Here is a 19469-nt window from a genome sequence, read left to right on the forward strand (position 1 = left end):
ATCAGCGCACCTCCGGGTAACAGGCTGAGTGGTAGTCGTCGAGCACCTGGGTAATTTTGTGGATCACCCAATCTTGCGGATCCTGGCTCAGCTCACCGGCATTCAAGGCCCGCGCCTGATCGGGTAAATACTGGCTGAGTAAGGCCAGCGGGATTGGGTTACGCCGTAGATTGTCCATCAGCGCATCCACGGCCTGCTGAACCTGTGGCTGCGGCCAGTAATAGCGCACGCGATCGCTCAGGCTGTAGTGCCGATCCAGATACTGTTGATGCGGGCTGCCGTGATAATAGCGGCTCCACTGTTGCGGCTGTTCGCGCATCACCTGCTCAAGCGTGGCGCACAGTTGGGCCGAACGATGCTCCCCTAACCATTCACGCTCGATACGATCGAGGGCAAACAGCGCCTCACGCAGCGCAAAGGTGAGCGCCGGGCCAACTTTCAGAATGGCGAAATGGTCACGCACCAGCTGCGAATAGGCCTTCGGTGCCTGGTAATCGGTCGAATGGGCCTCATACAGCAGCCCCGGTTGGCGCTCGATAAAGCGGCTCAACGCCTGCGGTTGGTAATGTTCGACGCTGTGATGGTCGAACTCAACGCCGGGTTGCACCACCAAGGCGATCACTCGTGACCAGGCGCTGCTCAGCTCCGCCTGCTGCCAGGCATGACGGTGCGCCTCTAACGTGACGGAGACTGCCTGTGGCGTAGTCACCTGGATGCCTTGCAGCGTTTCCTGCGCTCCACCCGGTACCGGAACTTCGGTTCCGATCACATACACCGGAGCTTCACCACCCGCTTGCTGCCAGGCTCGTTCCGCCACCGCGCACAGGCGCGCCGCACGCTGTGCCACCACTTCATCTCCCAACGGGGTAGGATCGTCAGCGCAGGACATGGAGCAGTCGAGATGGATCTTGCGAAATCCGGCGCGCACATAGTCGTCAATCAGGGTTTCGGATAGCGCCATCGCCTCTGATGCCGGGCGGTCTTGCCAGGCGTTGGGGCCAAGATGATCGCCCCCCAGCCAAATAGCGCTCCTTGGCAACCCGATATCATCCGCCATCTGCCACAGTGCATCACGAAACTGTGCGGCGGTCTGGCCGGTGTAGCCGCCAAACTGGTTAACCTGGTTTGACGTCGCCTCGATCAATACCGGTGTGCCACGTGCCTTTGCTTGCCGCAAAGCGGCCTGCAATACCCAAGGATGCGCGGAGCAAACGGAAAATATCCCCACCGGCTGGCCGGCCTTGTGCTGTGCTACCAGTTGTAACCACTGCTGCATGAATCCCCCATGAGGGCGCCCTAGTCGCGATCGGCTATCACCACATCTACGCCTAAATCGCTGAGCGCCAGCTGATAATCTTGTGGAAGACGGCTATCTGTGATCAGCCGATGAATTTGCCCGACTTCGCGGATCATGCAAAAGCTCTTGCGACCAAACTTGCTGGCATCCGCTACCGCGATAATTTCGCGCGCCACCTCGCACATCACACGATTGAGGTGTGCCTCACCGGGGTGAGGCGTAGTGATCCCCGCAACCAGATCGAAACCGTCGACGCCCAAAAATAGTTTGTCGAAGCGGTACTGGCGCAATTGCTGCTCGGCAGCCGGGCCATAGAGCGAATAGGAGTTCTGCCGGACACTTCCCCCCAACACCATCACTTCCACCCCGTCGTAACCTGAAAGCTCATAGGCAATGTTCAGCGCATTGGTCATCACCACCAGATCGCGGCGCGGTTTCAACCAGGGCACGATCTGGGCCGTGGTGGAACCGGAGTCCAGGATCAGCGCATCACCGTCCCGCACATAGCTTGCCGCTCGGCAGGCAATCTGTGATTTCACATCGCGGTTCAAACGCCCTTTGTCATGTAACGGGCGGTCAAAGGCAAACTGCTGGTTGAGCATCGCCCCGCCATAGGCACGCAGCGCACAGCCTTTACGTTCCAGAAAGCGCAGATCGTTGCGGATCGTCACCGTGGAAACGGCAAACTGTTTGCTGAGCTGTTCCACCCGCACGCTTCCGTGCTCGCAGAGCAGATCGATGATGTGTTCACGTCGTTTAGCGGTGTTCACTGGCATGAGCAATAGGTCCTCAGGTTTCCGGTTTTGGCCGGGAGATGATGGCTTTCGCTCTACTGCGGCGGTATTACAACAAAGCGAAAGCAATGAAATTGTGATCGGGGTTACAGGGCAGTTTTAGCAGCAAATGGGGGTAAAAAGCTTTCGGATCGAAACGAAATGAAACTATTTCCTCGCCGGGCGCGAGAAAAGTGAAATCTGCCGCAGGCCGATAGGGCGGCAGGTTAAGAGTATGTGAAAAATAGCACAGTGAAAGCGGCTTTGGCGGGCAGCAGCGAAAAGGCTTTTCTTTCCTTAGGTGATCAACATCACAAAACTGTTAATTGGCTCAGTTTAGCCAACCGACACCCAGGTGGGTCACCAGACCGACAATCACCAAAATTACGATCACGGCGATGGTGTAAAGCACAATACGGCGGGGGCTGTAGAAAGAAGACATAGCGATTCCTCACAATAAGTTTACTGCCGTTACTATCCGTTATGGCGGGCAATGCTGCCAGCAATAGTTTCCCTCGCGTTGATCAAAGTCACTTGGTGTGGGCAAGGCGCGGTTTCCTTAACCTCTTGTCAGGCGAGGCGATCTTTCCTAAACTGGCACGCAGATACTGGCAGCCCTGCCAGTACGTAAGCGTTAACGTCAATCAACGCATCTCGTCGTGCAGTAATGATTGGCTGCATGCCTGATGCGAGGATCTCATGCCCCAACCCGAACCATCCGCAAATTGTGTTGTTAAACACAGTCGTTTGGCGCGTTTCTTATTGCTGGCCGGCATCATGCTGGTGGCAGCTAACCTGCGCGCCCCTTTAACCAGCGTAGGCCCGTTACTGGAACAGATCCAGCACCAGCTGATGCTTTCTGCCACCGCCGCCGGGTTACTCAACTCCCTGCCGCTGATCCTGTTTGCGGTGTTATCACCATTAACGCCATCGCTGGCCAAGCGCATCGGGATTGAGCGCACGCTTGGGCTGGCGCTGGTGCTGCTGGTCGCCGGGATCGTGCTACGTTCCCAACCGTGGGATGGCATGCTGTGGTTGGGAACGGTGTTGATCGGCGCGGCCATCGCCTTTGCCAACGTGGTGCTACCAACGCTGGTAAAACGCGATTTTCCTCATCGGGCTGCGGTGATGATCAGTACCTATGCGGCCGTGATGTCACTGGTGGCCGCTATCGCCTCCGGCATGGCGGTGCCGTTAGCGGCATTCAACGATAACGGCTGGCGTTTTTCACTGCTATGCTGGAGCCTGCCGGCGTTTATCGCGCTGGCGATCTGGCTACCCCAACTGAAACGCAAGCCCACCCCGGCTACCCGCACCGGCTCGCCGGTGGCCGCAGAAACCTTTCGCTCTCCCTGGAGCAGCGCCCTGGGTTGGCAGGTGGCCCTGTTTATGGGGCTGCAGTCCATCACCTTCTACACCATTATCGGTTGGTTCAGCGCCTTTGCCGCCAGCCACGGCACCTCACCGCAGCAGGCGGGGTTCGAGCTGTTTGTTTATCAAATCGTGGCGATCGCCGCCAACTTTGTGATGGTGTTCGCACTGCCGCGCGCGCGCGACCAGCGTGGGATCGCCCTGGTCAGTTCGCTATTGATCTTTATTGGCGTCGGCGGATTGCTGTTGCTGCCTGCCCACTCCCTGATCTGGCTGATATTTGCCGGGCTGGGGGCGGGGAGTTCGTTGGTGCTGGCGCTGTCCTTCTTTGGTCTGCGCAGCCAGCACCATCATCAGGCAACGGTGCTGTCAGGGATGGCGCAGTCCATCGGCTATCTGCTGGCCGCTTTGGGGCCGACCTTGTTTGGCCTGGTGCATGATTTGACGCAAGGCTGGACGGTGCCATTGACGATTTTGCTGGGGTTAACGCTGCTGCAGATGCTATTCGGCATCCTGGCCGGGCGCCGCAAGATTATCGGCTGAACCGGGCACGGCAGGATCTTCCACCAGCCAAAGATCTTCGATAAAGCGCTGTTGCCGCTCATTGAGATTCCAGGATGGCGGAAATCTTAGCGTTTCCGCTAGAGGAGCCTCTGTGGTGGGAATAAGTGATTGATTGTCCATCGGCGCGTTCCTGCTCCCCCTGACTACCCTGTTGCCCATTGAAATCGGTACCACGGGCGCAAGGCCATGTACCGTTTTCCCCTAGACACAGAGTAAATCATTGGCGGCGATTTTGATTATCGATATAAGCAATCACTCAACAAGCCCTGGCCTATGGGACGACAGATATTTCTCAACCGGCTAGCCATGTCGGGGCGAACATGTGCGCCCCGACAAATTCAGCAATTCAATCAAGCTGGCTAACGGAGTCTCGGCTCGCCTGATGGCGCTCATCCCCAATCAGTTCGCTCAGATGCCCATCTCGCATTTGCAGCAGGCGATCCGCATGTTCAAAGTAATGGTCGTCATGGCTGATGGCAAACACGGTTTTTCCCATTTCGCGCAGCTGAGGCAGTAACTCGCGGTAGAAAGTACGGCGGAACTGGGGATCCTGATCCGCCGCCCACTCATCCAGCAGCAAAATATCCCGTTTTTCAGCCACCGCCAACAACAGGGCCAGGCGCTTTCGCTGCCCTTGTGACAGTTGCGGATTGGTGACGCGCGTACCGTCGAACTCCAATTTGCTTTTCATTTTCAGGCGCTGCAACCAGGTTTCCACCAGTTCGGCGTCCGGTTGTTCCCCTTGCGGCCCCAACAAATGATGAAACTGGTAGAAATCCGTAAAGATGGCAGAGAACAGGCGACGATAATCCTCACGATCGGCAACCGTAATCGGTTGACCATCCAGCAGGATCTGCCCACTAACGGGCACATACAGCCCAGTGAGCAGCATGGCCAGCGTCGATTTACCGCTGCCGTTTCCGCCAATCAGGAACACCAGTTCGCCCCGCCGTAACGTCAAATTGATCGGCCCAACCGCAAACCCTGATTGCTGTTCACCCGCCGCATAGTGGAATGCCACGTCGCGCAGTTCCAGCGTTTGCCACGCGCGAGCCTGTGGAGCCGGAAATGCCGGATCATAGTCCGCCAGTTTGAGCGCCTTCACTTTATTGAAGGCCACTTCGGCCGCAATCAGCGTTGGGAATGCCCCAACCGCCTGTAATAAGGGGGTACGCAGGAACAATAAGGTCAGGGAGTAGGTCGCCGCCACCGTGGTGTTCGCCCAACCCAGGCTGTTTGCCATATAGAACACCAAGCCGATGGCGCCCAGCATCATGATATTTGACCAGTTTACGGCGCTGAGGTGGAAAGTATCTGCACGGATAATATGGTAACGGTAGTCACCGGCATCGGGCTGGTAAGCCTGCTGGAATAGCATTTTTGCCCGATCGCGGTTCAGCGCCAATTCTTTGCGCCCGTCGATCGCCGCTTGATAATGCAGATAGAGCCGCTCTTCCGCTTCGCGCACGCTGCTCAGGTGGCTATAAACCCGCGAGACCAGATACCAACTGCCCAAAATGGTGATCGTCACCCATATCGCGGTCACGCCCAGCATGGCAGGCGACAGCCAGCCCAGATAGGCAGCCGATCCCAAGGTCAGGATCACCCCCTGAACCAACTCCGGTAGGCGGACAAAAGCAATGGTGATATTGCGGATATCGCTCGACAGGCTAGCCAGCAGCGAGGCACTGCCCAACTGCTCCAACCGTTCAATATGGGTATCCAATATGCGCTTCACCAGTTGACCACGCAGCCGGTAAACAAAATAGTGCCCTAAAGTGGTCAACGCCAACTGAGAGCCGAGCGTAACCGCCATCAACAGGGCCAACAGGCCGAGAAACTGTGGCAACACCACTAGCGGGTTACCCGCCGCGCCCATCAATTGCACGTTAATAAATGCAATGATGCCAATCCCCAACGCCGCACTGGCCATGGTTAACGCCATTACCGCCAGAAACGGCCAGCGATACTGCTGGAACACCACCCGTAACAACTCCATCAGAAACCCTATTCAAAAATCATGCACTGGCGGGCATTGTAGTGGGCGAAAGCGTGATATCAATAACAATTCTCATTTTGTTAGGTGAGCAGATGCTGGCCCTGGCCTGTCCGTGCTGGCCAAACGCGGGGCGATAACTAAAGAAAATAGAGGGCAAGCAGCTGCTTATCGGGCTAAAAAATATTATTAACACAATAATAAAAATCTCAAAAACAGGCATAAACCCAAATATGTTCAAACCGTATTAGATAAACAGCTAAACAGTTAGATTAGTTAAATCATTTCTAAACATACGCTTTTCAAACCCATCAAACAGGATTTCCTGATGATCAAGTGAGTTGATTTTTTCTTAATAAATAACCATTAACCCCCCGTCGCCCCTAGTAATAGGATAATACGGCAGGATTAACCCCGCAGTAACACTGCTATTTTGTTTGCTGATAAGGGTATTCAATGTTTAAATGAATAAACCACACGCCATATTTGCTTTATTTAACTTAGGGATAGAGAATGACAAAACGCAAATATCTCAGCCATATTGAAATTGAGAGAATGATCTCCGCCGTCCCGGACGGCGCCAACGGTTGCCGCGATCGCTGTATGCTGTTGATGTGCTTTATTCATGGGTTACGCGTCAGCGAACTACGGGGACTGCGGCTGGAGGATATTGACCTGGCCACCAACCGCTTACACGTATCCCGCCTAAAGAACGGTTTTTCGGTCCAGCATCCTATTCAAATCCGCGAACGTATCGCGCTGGGCCGCTGGCTGGCAAAGCGCCCAAGCTACCTGGAACCTGATAGCCCCTGGCTGTTTCTTTCTCGCCACGGTGGGCAAATTTCACGCCAACAACTTTACCGATTAATAAAGTCCTACGGTGAATTAGCCGGTATCGACGTCCAGGTCCATCCCCATATGCTACGCCACTCCTGCGGCTATGCCCTGGCAGATAGAGGGATCGACACCAGACTCATTCAAGATTACCTGGGCCATCGCAACATTCAGAACACCGTTATTTATACTGCCAGCAATGTTGAACGCTTTCGGGTAATACATATTTAACCCAACGCAGGCCACCGATTCAAACTGGCACCGCATTCTTTACTTCGCAAGTGTAGCTAGCTGTGCAGCAGCCAATATTCTTATGTTATATATCATAGCCGATCACGATGGGATATCAGGGGCTGCCTTTATTGCCATAAGCCAAACTTGGCGGCACGATCACCCTGATACTGCCGTGATTTGGCAGCTCCGAGAATGCCGGTCTGAATATCTATGGATAGCTGGATGATCGAGGTACCGTGCCGTCAGCTCTGCGGTATGCCCCGCCATACTTGATGACAGCACGGCGGGGCATCAAGCGATTTCCAGCCATTAATCACCGGCAAACTGCTGGCTAATGTTTTTTCTCAGCGAGAACAGCTCGCTGTCGTTTTTAACCTGCAGTTTGCGCATGGCATTACATTTATGCGCGCTGATGGTCTTGATGCTGCGTTGTTGCAGTTCAGCAATTTCCCGCAGGCTCATCCCGTTGAACAAGAACGAAAGGACATCATTTTCGCAACGGGTCAGATGATGCAGGCTTGAAACATCTTCAGGATCGCTACGCGCCAGATAAGAGCCGATCAACGGGCTTAATACGCGCTCACCGTTAAATACCCGGTGAAAGAACTCCCCGACCAGCGGCAACTCATCCCCACGGGATACCACGCTGATATTGGCCACATCAAGCAGCTTGCACAGGTCCTCCCCTGTCTGGCTGCGGGTGTAAACAATGACCCGTAACTCAGGCTGCTGCGCGCACAGATTAAGTAGAACTTCACGGCACTGCGCGATGGTTTCATTCAGTCCATTGAGTTCAGTGATGAGAATATCGACAGGTTGGTACAGCAACCTTTCGGCAACCGCAGCCATGCTGGTTTCCTGCACAATAATCTCATTGGCGACGTTAAGCGTGCCAATAAAGCAAGACAGCCCAGTAAGTGTGAGTGGGCTGCGATCCATTAACGCCAAGCCAAGCGGCTTTTGTGACAACGGTTGCATAGACGACTCCTGTATAAATATCTCGTTGATTCCATCCAGAGAATAAGTGCATAGCGGTATCAAGGGTTAGCGGGCAAACACCGGGCCGGTCTTTGCCATCCACTTGCCTTGCAAATAAAGTTCACCATCATTCTGAAAGCCCAACTTGTGCATCGCATTACGCTTGTGAGTGCTGACGGTGCGGACATCACGGTGCATCATCAACGCCGCGGTGGTCACGCTTTTGCCAGAAAACAGGTGCGTCAACACATCCAGTTCACGGGACGTCAAGGCTTTGCCAATGGCAGACTGACTGCTCAGCATTTGCCGCACCTTATGGCTATAGCTACGACAGCCCGATAAGACCTGCTTTACGCATTGCGCCAGCGCAACGCCAGGCTCCTGTTTGAGCACCAGCCCTTTGATGCCTGATGCGGTCAGCAATTGCAGCACCCGAGGATCGTCAAGAGCGGTACACACGATCATCGCCGTGGTTGGCCAATGCTCCAGGCACTGTGCAATCAGCCTTAAACCATCCAGAACCGACTCTTCTTCACCACACAGCTCCATAATCAACAGCCGGGCCGGGCGGTGGCGCATCAATCCTGGGATTTGCTCCAGATTACTGACCCGTTGTACCTCATCCGTCAGGCCACAGGACTGGGCCAAAATATTACGCATTCCGAGTGCCGTGATGGGGCAAGATTCCATTACAATCACACCGTCCCCTTTTAGCCCATAAGGGCTGGGGGAATGCGCACTCCCTCTCTGATAAGTATGAACCACTGTCATATTAAACCTCCCATTTCTGCTAAATACCCTTTTTTACTTCCTTGATAAATTGGTGTGCAAAAATGTCATTCCCTCTCATCGTTATGAGGGCTATCTTTTCTTGTTTTTATTGATCAAACAACACATTGAAAATAAAGTCAGCTACCAACAATTAATAAGCCCCAGGCAATTAACCCAACAGACACAGGTAAAGCCACCATAAAAAAGTGGGGCCAGGTTTTCTTATGGCTAGAGGGTATTACTGGTGATTACTGATAGGTGAGTGCCACCTGCACAACGCCCTCAATACTACCTGGGGTTGCACCACCGTTAGTGCTAAAAGCTCGCGCCTTCAGTGGGAAGCTCGCCTTACTGGTGGAGTGATCGACAGCCACGGTCATATCACTGCCGCTGCCCAACCGGCGATTAGCTGATGAACTGCCATCAACCATTTCAATCTGCACGGCACCGGCAGGATTGGCCGCCTCGTTCTTATACAAATCCGTGCTTTCCTCCGCTGCCGTACCGGTGAATGCCGCCGTCACGTTAGTGGTTGAAGCTGGGCAGTCACTCAGATCCAGACTAAAACTCTCCCAATCGCTCCCCGCACCCGCGGTCAGAGTATGTGCCTTGATCTCCCCCAGATTGACATTGACATCGCCCCCCACGGCATCAACCGAACACGGCGAAGCTTTAACCGTACCGGTGATCTTTATGCGTGCATCGACCGCCAGAGCCGAGTAACTGATCCCCATACCACCGAGAGCCAGGCACAATGCAGTCGTTTTAAAAATTGCTTTCATATCCATAATAAATATCCTTCTCCATTTTAGTTAAACTTACTTTCGCAGAAAGCCCGAGATTTCCGATGCAAATGGGATTACTCCATTTTTACCGTAATAGTCGCGGTTGCCTCAAAGTCTCCAACTTTCGGTGCTTTGCCGGTCGTGCTAATAGGGTAGATATTCAATGTCGTCTGACTATCACTATCGATATTACCCAAGCCATTCATTTCCATAGACAGTTTGTCCCCAGGCGAAATAACCTGGGTGTTTCCACCACGTTTTTCTTCAATTCTGATCGCAATATCATCATTATCCGACGTCACCGAACCGTTGGTAGTGGTGGTCTTAAGAGCCGTGGGATCATGAGGATTCACCTCGCCCTCAAACAGCAAGCTGATTTTTGCGCGCGTCGACAGGTTGGTGCACTCCAGATACAGGGTTTCTTCATGTATCTGGACGGTACTTGGCTTTTGGCCTTTAACGTTAAAATCGGTGGACATAATGCTGCCAAAGGGCACGGTAATCATTGGGTTTTTAAGTTCGCATTTTTGCGGCACGGTGATCTTACCGCTCATGCTCACTGAGGCCGTTGGTCTGCTCCCCCGGCCTACATTGGGATCCGAATTAATATAGACATCCAACAGGGGAGAATGCGTTATTGTCGACGTGCCAATAACCGCCTGCCTGAAATAGAGATGAACTAATCCTTGTGCACCACTATCATAGAGTACGCCCTTACAATCCTGTGGCCGGTTAAAAAAGCCATTCCCTATCCATCCATTGCCGGGGAAAGGCACAGGGAAATATTTATTGACAGCACCGGCAATATACACCTCCATAGCGGCAGAAAAATCCTCGCTACCGCTCAACGAATAGAACTGCCTACTACCATCCCCATCCGGCAGAGGCGCCCCCCTTGGGACAGCCATAATAAACGACTCTTTCATCCGAGTTTCGCTACCGCAGTCGCAGTTGACCAGATACCCGTCCCCCTCGTTCTGCCACACATTTTCGGCCTTATTCACCTCATAAAACGTCTTGCCAGCCGTGTTCTTATCCGGATGGTCGAACAGCTGATTAAACGTAAAGTGATAACCCATAGTCGAGCCTGCAGGTTCGCACTGCCCGATGGCGGCCTGCGCCGATGGCAGGCTCCCCAACCCCAAGGCGATAACTCCCCCGATGGCTGAATAATGCACTAACGATTTCCATTTATTCATCATTAAAGCCTTCATAAACATTGGCCATTCATCAAACGGATCCCGGCACTTTCTTTTTGCTCCGGCACACTGTAAGACACTTGGCATTGTTGCGACGCGGCGTTGCCCCATTTGACCTGCAACTTGCCGCTACCGGCCATCCCAGAGAGGAATACCTGACCACCGTCACCGACGATGCTGCCGTTGTCACCCCCATTGCTATCGGTTACGGTGGCACCGAACGGTATTGGCGCCCCCTGCCTCAACAGGGTCATCAATACCCGCTGGCCGACATTAGGTTTGAACTCGGCGCGCACGATGGCACCACGGGTTGGGATCACAGTCTGACTGGTTATCGTCATATCGACATCATCTGGCAGAGTAGTGGTGTTTATCGCAATATTGTTTTTGCGATAAACCGTGGCGTAAGGCACCACGGCATAGCCACGCCAGTCGGTAGTCACCCCTGATTGGTTGGCTATATTGACACCCTTGGCTCCCGGTGCCTTCACCAGCACCGCCGTCTCATTCATCTGCTGCGAGAGTGTCAAACCGTCTTCGTGCAAGAGGATCCCGCCCTGTACACCGTAGTTGAGGCGTTGATCGGAACGGTTATAGCCATACCCCACGTTGACTCTGCCCAAGCCGCCACGATAGCCAAGGCTGCTATTGCCGTAAGCCCCGACTCCCTGGCTGGTGTACCCCTGGCTGACGTTATAGCTCAGGTTATTACTGGGTAATGCGGTACCGTTAAGGCCGACGGAGTTACTGGTGGTGCCTTTACGGCTGGTATTCAGGTTGTAGCTTGCATAGCTGTCAGACAGCCTTCCGCCCAATGGCATGCTGATATTAAAGGCGAGAATATGGTCGTCGTAGTTGACGCGTTCGCCACTGCTGTCATAACCATCTCTGCTGAAGGTGTAGTTCAGGCCATAGCTGATACTGTTCCAGCTATTGTTATACCCGACGCTCACCGACTGGTTACGGCGCCGATCGTTCCAATAATCTTCGTTGTACAGACTGAGCGACAGTGAACCTGCCCCCTCCCATAACGCTTGGCTCATCGACAGTTCAGCACGACTCTTCTTGTGATTCTGACTTTGTGATGTTTTGCCGCCGGTATAGGTATTTAACGTTTCCTGCAGCGTATAGAACCCCGCCGTAGAGTAACGATAGCTGGCCAAGGTGAAGCTGGTACCCGTTTCAACAAAGTTCTTGCCGTAACGCATACGCCACGACTGGCCGCGCTCTTTGGCAGCAAATTCAGGTTTAGACCAAGCCTGAGTAACATCGGTTGAAAACGCGCCGATAACCCCCATGTTTTGCCCCCAGCCGAAAGCCAGTGCCTGATATTTGCTAGCGGCCTGCACACCGCCGTAAAGAGTGGCCCCCCTCGGCAAGCCGTAGATCGCCGTGCCTTGAGTAAACAACGTATCATCCACGTTACTGTTGGATGAACGATATTGGCCGCTGGTCAGGCTGTATTTGAAACGTCCTTGTCGCTGTAATACCGGGACGGAAGCAAACGGCACCACTAACCTCTGCTCGCTGCCATCGCTCTCTTTAACGCTCACTTGCAGATCGCCGCTGCCCGCCGTCGGATAGAGATCGCTGATTTCAAAGGCCCCAGGTGGCACATAGCTCTGATAAATGACATAGCCGTTCTGGCGAACTGTGACCTGAGCGTTACTGCGGGCAATGCCGCGCACCGTCGGTGCATAACCCCTTAAACTCTCTGGCAGCATGTCATCGTCCGAGGCTAACTGACCGCCACGGAAAGGCACGCTGTCAAACACCTCACTTTGAGAGGAGCTATCGCCCAGTATCAATTGGCTCTTCAGCGCTACGATGTCGCGCTGTAAATAGGTATTGATGGAATCCCAGTGGCTTTCACCATCAGAGTCACGATTCCAGGTTGAGTAGTTACGCAGGCGCCAGGCGCCGAGGTTGATCCCTGAACGCAGGTTGAGATAATAGCTATTGCTGTCCGAGCCCTTACTGCTTCGTGCCCAGCTATTAGCACCGCTAAAGTTATAGTTGACCAACAGCGCCGGTATTCCCTGATCCCACTGATCTGGTGAAACATAGCCACGGACGGTCGAGTTCAATGCCGCCTGGGGGATACTGATATCCAACCGCTGTTGATTAAAACGGAACGTGGCCGATGCCTGGGGAATGATCTGCGCCAGATTAACGCACTGCCCCGAGGCCGGGATAGCGGGGAAGGAAGCGATCTTCACCCCCATTGCCTCAAGCATATCGCTGCTTAGGCAAGGCTGCAGGCTATCCTCACCTGCCGGGCTCCGTTGCAGGGAGAAATCAAGATCCTGGGTATCGATCATCGCCCCATTAAGATAGATATCAACCCGGTACGTACCTGGGGCCTGACTCCGACCATCTTCAAACACCGTCAGATCAGCCCCTCGCTGAGACGGATTATCAAGCTCCAGCAGTGCCGGGTTAAAGTAATCGCGGGCCTGTGCGCTACCGGACATTCCCATTAACATGGCAACCTGGCATGGGATTAACCACGCCAGCTGGGTACGGTTAAATCCGCGCGAGCCTATACGCTTCGGGTTTTTCATCCATTTAACTCCATTTATCAGCCGCGCCAGTAAATTCCGGCAAGCCGCGTCCCTTCCCTGTACTACCTGTGCAGGGATTAGCTGTATTTAATCTGGTGAATGCCTTTATAGATTCCCGATAAACGGTTTAGTAATACCGCCGTAATCGTTAATAACTTCCCAGCTCAATGCCCCACCAGAGTTACCTTCGGGTAGTTCAAAGCGTGCACTGGACTTCGGTGCAACCATGCTGACACTTTTCAGCGGGCTACCATTAACCTTGACTGAGAATAGAGTGATAAAATAGGGCGATGCATTAGTCACCTGAACCGCGTTACCGCTACGCTGCCAGGTCAATGTCTTGGCGGCGTCCTCTAACGTACCGGGTAACCCCTGAGGGCGATAAATCAGCTTGATGCGCGTCTTGACCGCAATTTGCAAACTGTTTTCCTGTTTCTTGGCCGAAGGAATAGATTTGATGTTCAGCCAATAGAGAGATTCTTTATCGGTCGGTAAATTCCCCCCTGCACGCACTACACGTAGGATATTATTCTGCTCGCCATCCAAACGGAATAAAGGGGGGGTAATGATAAATGGTGCCTTGGAGGTATCCCCTTCGTTTGTGTCAACCCAGGACTGAATGAGATAAGGCACCTTATCCGGATTATTGATCCCCAGGGAGGCTTCTTTTTTACCACCGTCATAAACCAGGCGCGTTCCGCCGACAATAATGCCCGCCTGTACCTGCGCACCAAAGGTTAGTAACAGCGCTGCGACTATTGTGCTCCGCCAGACTTTCATTGCTTATTCACCACTTCGACCATTGAGAGAAAGGCCAGGGGGTGACTTTCGTTCCCCTGACCAGCCTTATACCGCCCGTATCAGCCGAGCGGATAAAACTTACTGATAGATAATGGTAAAGTTGCTCACTGCGTTAGCCTTGCCAGCCGTTACGGTGGCTGAAGTCGCGTAATAACGTGCAACAAACCCGAGCACGTTATCTTCGGTATTGCTCAGCGGGTAAACGCTTGAATCCGTGTGCAGGTTAATCACTTTGTTGTTGTTGTCAGCAATCTGAACACCAACGCCGGTGGCAACACCTGGCTCATCGGTCAGCGCCAGAACGGCATCGTTACCCGCGACCTGGATACCATCAAAACGCACTGTCGCCGCTTTAACCGTATCTGGGCAGTCTTGCAGGATCAGGGAGAAATCCTTAGAGGCAGCAGTGACGCCAGCGCCACCCTTGAATGCGCCGACATACACTTTACCCAGAGTAACGGTCTGGTTTTCTGAGTCAGAATGCACGGTACAAGCTTGATCGATGATTTCACCAGCGAAGTTGACTTTGCCGTCTGCAGCGAACGCAGCGGTGGTAAACGCGGAGGCAGCCAATACAGCCACGGCGAGCAGATTCTTGTTCATATACTACTTTTCCTTTTAAATAATGCACTTCAAATACGCACATTTGTTTATTTTTGACATAACCCTATGTCATTCCTTTTTATTTAGTTCATCGACTGAAACACGCCTCCGCAAATAGCAATGGGGCAGTAATACCTTTCCAGCCAAACGATTCATTTTGAACTAAAGTGACTCCTTTGGTTTAACGTGCCAAGGAAGGCCTTAAAACAAACAACGCATAGCTCAATGCTCTGCAAATTACAAATATAAAAGGATTATGAACTAGTTATAAAACAGGCGAGTTTCGATCTTGGATTTTTTTAGGTGGTCAAGTAAGAAAACACTTAAGGCTTGATGAGGGTTTTTTATGGGAAAAACAATTTAACTCATTGTTATTTAATGAATTTATCGATCAATATGAATTATTGAATAGTTAGTGTTGACATTATTTTTGAGTATCCTTAGAGTATGTTGCAATTTAGTTCAAAGTGACTCATTAGACATATTTTCCTTACTCAAATCACCATACTTCCTTGAACCGCCTGGCATTGCTTGCCGTATATAGCACCGTATTCTGAATATTCCTATGGCCAAGAAAATCCTGAATCAAGCGCGTATCTATTCCCCGGTCCGCCAAGGCAAAACCGCAGCCATGACGCAGCATATGGGGATGTGCATTGACCTCCAGATTGGCCGCCTCACTGTAATTACGAATGAGCCAATAAATACGCTGGCGTGATAAACGAGATCCCCGGTTAGAAAGAAACAACCACTCGCTATCCGCGCCACGGTAATTTTTTCTCTTGGCCATCCAACGCTGTAAACATTTCCGCTCGCGCACATACAAAGGATGAACCGTTGAGAAGCCGTTCTTCAATCGATGAATATAAATATTGCCACCTTCAAGGTCGATATCTGACAGCCGCCAGCTATTGATTTCACTCACGCGGCAACCATGAATAAAACACATATAAATCAAACAGTAATCTCTCTCTGGGTTCTTGCCTTTCAGCGTTGCCTCTAGCAGCTTTTCCACTTCGGAAGGCGTTAAATGTTTACGACTGGTCATAGTACCTCTTTGACTTTTCACCAAAAGTATGTGGATTTTTCCTCCCTTTTATTTCCACAACAACGCTCAGGAGCATTTGCCCCTGCCTTCGGATAACATCCTGGATCCTCAGCGGAGTATAGCCGATAAGTAATCACGAAACAGCCAGGTCATGGAACAATGCTAATTACCCATGATCTAACGCAACTTAGCTAACACTTAGATTAAAATCAGTAGTTCAGCTCAGTTATAGGTTAATAAAACAGCAGGGTTGAGTTATGCAACATAACAACAACATAATGAAAGCAAGAAATACAACATAAATGCACCTTGATGGAAAATGGAATAATACCCATCCCCGACAACCAATAGGACATTAAACGGAGAGGCGTCCTACAACGGATCGGCCAGAGAATCATCCCAAAATAAAAGCACATAAAATAAGTTGAAAACATAGCCACCATCTATATAAAAAGGCGACCTTATCGGAAAATACGCAAAATGATTGGGTTGAAAATCAAACGGAGAAAAATAAATTCGCAGGAACGTACGGCAATAAAAAGGGGCACCGATAGACAGTGCCCCGACTTGATACAGAATGCATTAACGCGCTCAGACGGTCAAACCACCGTCTAGCACCAAAATTTGCCCCGTCATGTAACGGCTGTCATCACCGATGAGAAACGCGGTAGTACGTGCTACCTCGCTGGCTTTCCCCAAGCGACGCAGAGGAATTTGCTTGCGCAGCGCCTTCAGCGCCTCCGGCGGAATAGCCTGCGTCATCTCGCTTTCGATAATCCCGGGCAGCAGGCAGTTCACCCGGATACCAAAGCGCGCCACTTCCAGCGCCAGAGATTTCCCCAGGCCGATCATCGCCGCCTTACTGGCCCCGTAGGCCGTTTGCCCGGTGTTGCCCTTGATGCCCGTCACCGAGGACATCAGCACCATCGCCCCTTCTCCCTGCGCCATCATGGCGGGCAGCAGGTGGCGGTTCCAGTAGAAGATGGCGTTGAGGTTGGTGTCGATCACCTGCCGCCAGCGCTCACCGGTTTGCTGGATATGCAAATCATCCAGCGTGATCCCGGCGTTATGGATCACCGCAAAAGGCGCACCGAGGCGTGCCAGCAACGGCGGAGCTACAAGGTTCACCGCCACCTCGTCACTGCCGTCACAGATGCAGCTTTCCACCCAGCCCGGCAAACCCGCGCAGGCTTCAATCACCGCCGCGCCGGCCGCCTGGCCGTTACGGCAGGTGAACACCACGTTCCACTGCTTGGCCAACTCTTCCACCAATGCGCGGCCAATCCCCCGGCTCCCACCGGTCACCAACACCCATTGTTTAGTCATGAGATTACTTTTGCGCATCGGCCAGGTTTTGACAGAGTTCACCCAGCGTCATAGTCGGCTGATTGATGAACATTTCGGCGGTGAGCGTGGCCCCAAACTCGCGTTTGGCTAATACCATCAGTTCCACATAGTCCAGGCTGTCCAGCTTCAACTGGTGCAGGGGCATTTCTGGCGCCAGATCGGCCATCTCGAGATCTTTGGCATCACAAATCATTTCCGTGACGGTGTCGTAAACCTGTTGGTGGTTTTCCATGGTTATATCCCTATGTTAATGATCGGCCACTGGCCATGTTTTTAAGGTGACGGAAGTCGCGAGCAGCGGATGCTGCTGCGTTCTGGCCTCGATCACCGTGCGTAACACCAATCCGCTGCTTACATTCCCGATCACCAGCATCGGCTGAATGCGGTAGTACAGCCGATCTTCGGGTGCAAAAAGCGCTTCGGGGTTGAATAATCGGGCACTGAAGTGGGTTTCATGATGCGTCTGTACCACAGGGCTCTGGGCAAACACCTCAATCAGCGTGGTGGCCTGCAGTTCCGGCAACGTCGTCGCCAGCATCGCCACGGTTTCCGGCGATTTCACCAGCAGTTGGAACAGCAGGGCGTCAAAGAAACTCCACGCCTGAGCGGCATCCGATGCCTGCCCCGGGAACGGCTGGCAGAGTGCCATCACCTCGTTAACGGTCAGCGCATGTTCGTGATCGGAAGCCACCAAGTCTAGTGTTCTGGCCGGAGCCAGCTTGCTGCTGAAGCAGCTTTCCTGCGTGGCACAATCCCGCAACTCACCGGTGATCTGCTTGCCGTTGCCCGCTATCTGCAAGTGATACGGGGTCTGGCACAGCACCGGTCGGCGCATGCGGGTGCTGAAAACATAAAAGTCATGCTCCAGCGGAGTCGCAAGCAACACCGCACTCAAATGACGTTTCACATCCAGCATCGCACGCATCCCGTGAACGCTCAGTTGATCGGCCCCCATTTTGCGTACGTGTTGCAGATCAAAGTGGATCGGGTTGTAGTCGCCGGAAAAGGCGGCCCACTCCTCGGCATCGCGCAGGGTGTAGTTGAAGATCATACTTATGCCTGCCCGATAACCAACGCCGCGTTAGCGCCGCCGAAGCCGAAACTCAGATTCAAGATGTTCTGTAACCGGGCCGGGCGGTGCCCTTCGCTGACGTAATCCAGATCGCACTCCGGGTCAGCATTTTTCAGGTGACAGGTGGCTGGGATCAGCTGATGCTGCAACGCTTGCAGGCAGATGATGGATTCAAAACTGCCTGCCGCCGCAATCAGATGCCCGGAGTAAGACTTGGTGCTGGAAAGCGGCGTGCTGTAGGCCGCCTCGCCGAAGGCCAGTTTGATCGCCTGGGTTTCATTCAGATCGTTGAGTGGCGTAGAGGTGCCGTGCGCATTGATATAGTCAATCTCCTCCGCCGCCACACCGGCCTGCCGCAAGGCGTGCTGGATGGTTTTCACCCGGGCAAGCTTGTCTTCTGCGGGAGCGGTAAAATCGAAGGCATCAGAGTAATTGCCGTAGCCCTTGATTTCCCCCAAGATGGTTGCCCCACGCGCCAGTGCGGCTTCGCGCTCTTCCAGGCACAACACGGCAGCACCTTCGGATAGCACAAAGCCGTTACGATCGAGGCTGAACGGGCAGCATGCCTTGCTGATGTCGTCCTGCTCACTCGTCAAAGCACGCAGCACATCGATATTCCAGACGGCAGTGTCGCTGCTTAACGACTCCCCTGCCCCGGCCAGCATCATCGAGGCTCGACCACTGCGGATCACCTCAAACGCATCGCCAATGGCGATCGTCCCGGTGGCGCAGGCCGCAATCGGGCTATTCTGATAGCCACGCAGCCCCCAAAACAGGCTACAGGCGGCCGTCGCGACATTCGGCATGGACAGGAAACACCCAAAGGGAGAACCCAATCCTGCACGCAAAAAGTCCTCATGATTGTTTTGTATTTCATCCTGGCCCGCCCAGCCACTGCCAATGATGGTGCCGCAGTCCAGCAGATCGTAATAGGCCGTCGGGCTTTCCCCATGGAAGGCCATCTCCATTGCTTCGCGGGCCGCCCCCAAGGCTAACCGGGCAAAGCGTGGCAAACGGCGGCGGATCGCCGCAGGCACCCCTTTCAAGTCAGGTTCGTCGTCGATCACCCCCAAGAAACGCGACTGGATCCCCACGGCAGATTTATCGTAATAGCGATAACCCAAGCGGTAATCCATCATCGCCGCCCAGCTTTGCTCGGTATTCATCCCTAATGGCGTGACCGCACCAAAACCTGTAACTACCACGCGACGTGGCAAAGCCTCTCTATTCAT

At 53.1% G+C, this 19469-nt stretch carries 17 protein-coding genes; 2 read left to right on the forward strand and 15 right to left on the reverse strand.

Features of this window, described 5'->3' with window-relative positions:
- Nucleotide 1: 1 nt before the first annotated feature.
- Both ACMV5I_RS07455 and agaR read right to left on the reverse strand, forming a co-directional pair.
- Nucleotides 2–1276, reverse strand: coding sequence for a D-tagatose-bisphosphate aldolase, class II, non-catalytic subunit (locus ACMV5I_RS07455; RefSeq protein ID WP_414824030.1), 1275 nt, complete (start codon nt 1274–1276; stop codon nt 2–4).
- Between the two features lie 20 nt (nt 1277–1296).
- Complete coding sequence (gene agaR / locus ACMV5I_RS07460) at nt 1297–2073, reverse strand: transcriptional repressor AgaR (protein WP_121607699.1); 777 nt, start codon at nt 2071–2073, stop codon at nt 1297–1299.
- 696 nt (nt 2074–2769) lie between these two features.
- Here agaR and ACMV5I_RS07465 point away from each other — a divergent pair.
- Nucleotides 2770–3984: a CynX/NimT family MFS transporter gene (locus ACMV5I_RS07465; protein WP_414824031.1), complete on the forward strand. Its 1215-nt coding sequence runs from the start codon at nt 2770–2772 to the stop codon at nt 3982–3984.
- A gap of 367 nt (nt 3985–4351) precedes the next feature.
- On the opposite strand, the gene ACMV5I_RS07470 is transcribed toward ACMV5I_RS07465, so the two are convergent.
- Entirely contained in the window at nt 4352–6004 is a 1653-nt protein-coding gene (locus tag ACMV5I_RS07470; RefSeq protein WP_202672065.1) for a multidrug ABC transporter permease/ATP-binding protein, read from the reverse strand.
- Between the two features lie 510 nt (nt 6005–6514).
- Here ACMV5I_RS07470 and ACMV5I_RS07475 point away from each other — a divergent pair.
- Nucleotides 6515–7066 carry a tyrosine-type DNA invertase gene (locus tag ACMV5I_RS07475; RefSeq protein WP_021179844.1) on the forward strand — a complete coding sequence of 184 codons (552 nt, stop codon included), beginning with the start codon at nt 6515–6517 and terminating at the stop codon, nt 7064–7066.
- 312 nt (nt 7067–7378) lie between these two features.
- Here the strand turns inward: ACMV5I_RS07475 and ACMV5I_RS07480 are convergent, their stop codons facing one another.
- The 12 genes from ACMV5I_RS07480 to ACMV5I_RS07535 form a co-directional block, all read right to left on the reverse strand.
- On the reverse strand, nt 7379–8047 hold the full coding sequence (locus tag ACMV5I_RS07480; RefSeq protein ID WP_121607701.1) for a response regulator transcription factor: 669 nt from the start codon (nt 8045–8047) through the stop codon (nt 7379–7381).
- A 66-nt stretch (nt 8048–8113) separates the two neighbouring features.
- Complete coding sequence (locus ACMV5I_RS07485; RefSeq protein WP_237734020.1) at nt 8114–8707, reverse strand: response regulator transcription factor; 594 nt, start codon at nt 8705–8707, stop codon at nt 8114–8116.
- A gap of 359 nt (nt 8708–9066) precedes the next feature.
- A complete protein-coding gene (locus tag ACMV5I_RS07490) occupies nt 9067–9606 on the reverse strand; it encodes a fimbrial protein (RefSeq protein ID WP_121607703.1) in 540 nt (179 codons plus the stop codon).
- Between the two features lie 71 nt (nt 9607–9677).
- Nucleotides 9678–10823 (reverse strand): fimbrial protein, encoded by a 1146-nt coding sequence (locus tag ACMV5I_RS07495; protein ID WP_414824032.1) that lies wholly within the window; start codon nt 10821–10823, stop codon nt 9678–9680.
- Nucleotides 10814–13366, reverse strand: a complete 2553-nt coding sequence (locus tag ACMV5I_RS07500; protein WP_121607706.1) for a fimbria/pilus outer membrane usher protein — start codon at nt 13364–13366, stop codon at nt 10814–10816. Before ACMV5I_RS07500 ends, ACMV5I_RS07495 begins: the two co-directional genes overlap by 10 nt.
- A 105-nt stretch (nt 13367–13471) precedes the next feature.
- Nucleotides 13472–14146, reverse strand: coding sequence for a molecular chaperone (locus ACMV5I_RS07505; RefSeq protein ID WP_414824033.1), 675 nt, complete (start codon nt 14144–14146; stop codon nt 13472–13474).
- A 99-nt stretch (nt 14147–14245) separates the two neighbouring features.
- The gene (locus ACMV5I_RS07510) at nt 14246–14770 is read right to left on the reverse strand and encodes a fimbrial protein (RefSeq protein WP_202727676.1); all 525 of its coding nucleotides are present in this window, start codon (nt 14768–14770) and stop codon (nt 14246–14248) included.
- A gap of 499 nt (nt 14771–15269) precedes the next feature.
- Nucleotides 15270–15818: a tyrosine-type DNA invertase gene (locus ACMV5I_RS07515; RefSeq protein WP_414824034.1), complete on the reverse strand. Its 549-nt coding sequence runs from the start codon at nt 15816–15818 to the stop codon at nt 15270–15272.
- A 591-nt stretch (nt 15819–16409) separates the two neighbouring features.
- A complete protein-coding gene (locus ACMV5I_RS07520; RefSeq protein ID WP_414824035.1) occupies nt 16410–17144 on the reverse strand; it encodes an SDR family oxidoreductase in 735 nt (244 codons plus the stop codon).
- Nucleotides 17145–17148: 4 nt separating this feature from the next.
- A complete protein-coding gene (locus ACMV5I_RS07525) occupies nt 17149–17397 on the reverse strand; it encodes an acyl carrier protein (RefSeq protein ID WP_121607710.1) in 249 nt (82 codons plus the stop codon).
- A 15-nt stretch (nt 17398–17412) separates the two neighbouring features.
- Nucleotides 17413–18216, reverse strand: a complete 804-nt coding sequence (locus tag ACMV5I_RS07530) for a MaoC/PaaZ C-terminal domain-containing protein (RefSeq protein WP_237734019.1) — start codon at nt 18214–18216, stop codon at nt 17413–17415.
- A gap of 2 nt (nt 18217–18218) precedes the next feature.
- Entirely contained in the window at nt 18219–19469 is a 1251-nt protein-coding gene (locus ACMV5I_RS07535; protein WP_414824036.1) for a beta-ketoacyl-[acyl-carrier-protein] synthase family protein, read from the reverse strand.

Origin of the sequence: Serratia sp. T13T92 (assembly GCF_047530105.1) — a bacterium.
In the GTDB taxonomy this organism is placed as follows: domain Bacteria; phylum Pseudomonadota; class Gammaproteobacteria; order Enterobacterales; family Enterobacteriaceae; genus Chania; species Chania fonticola.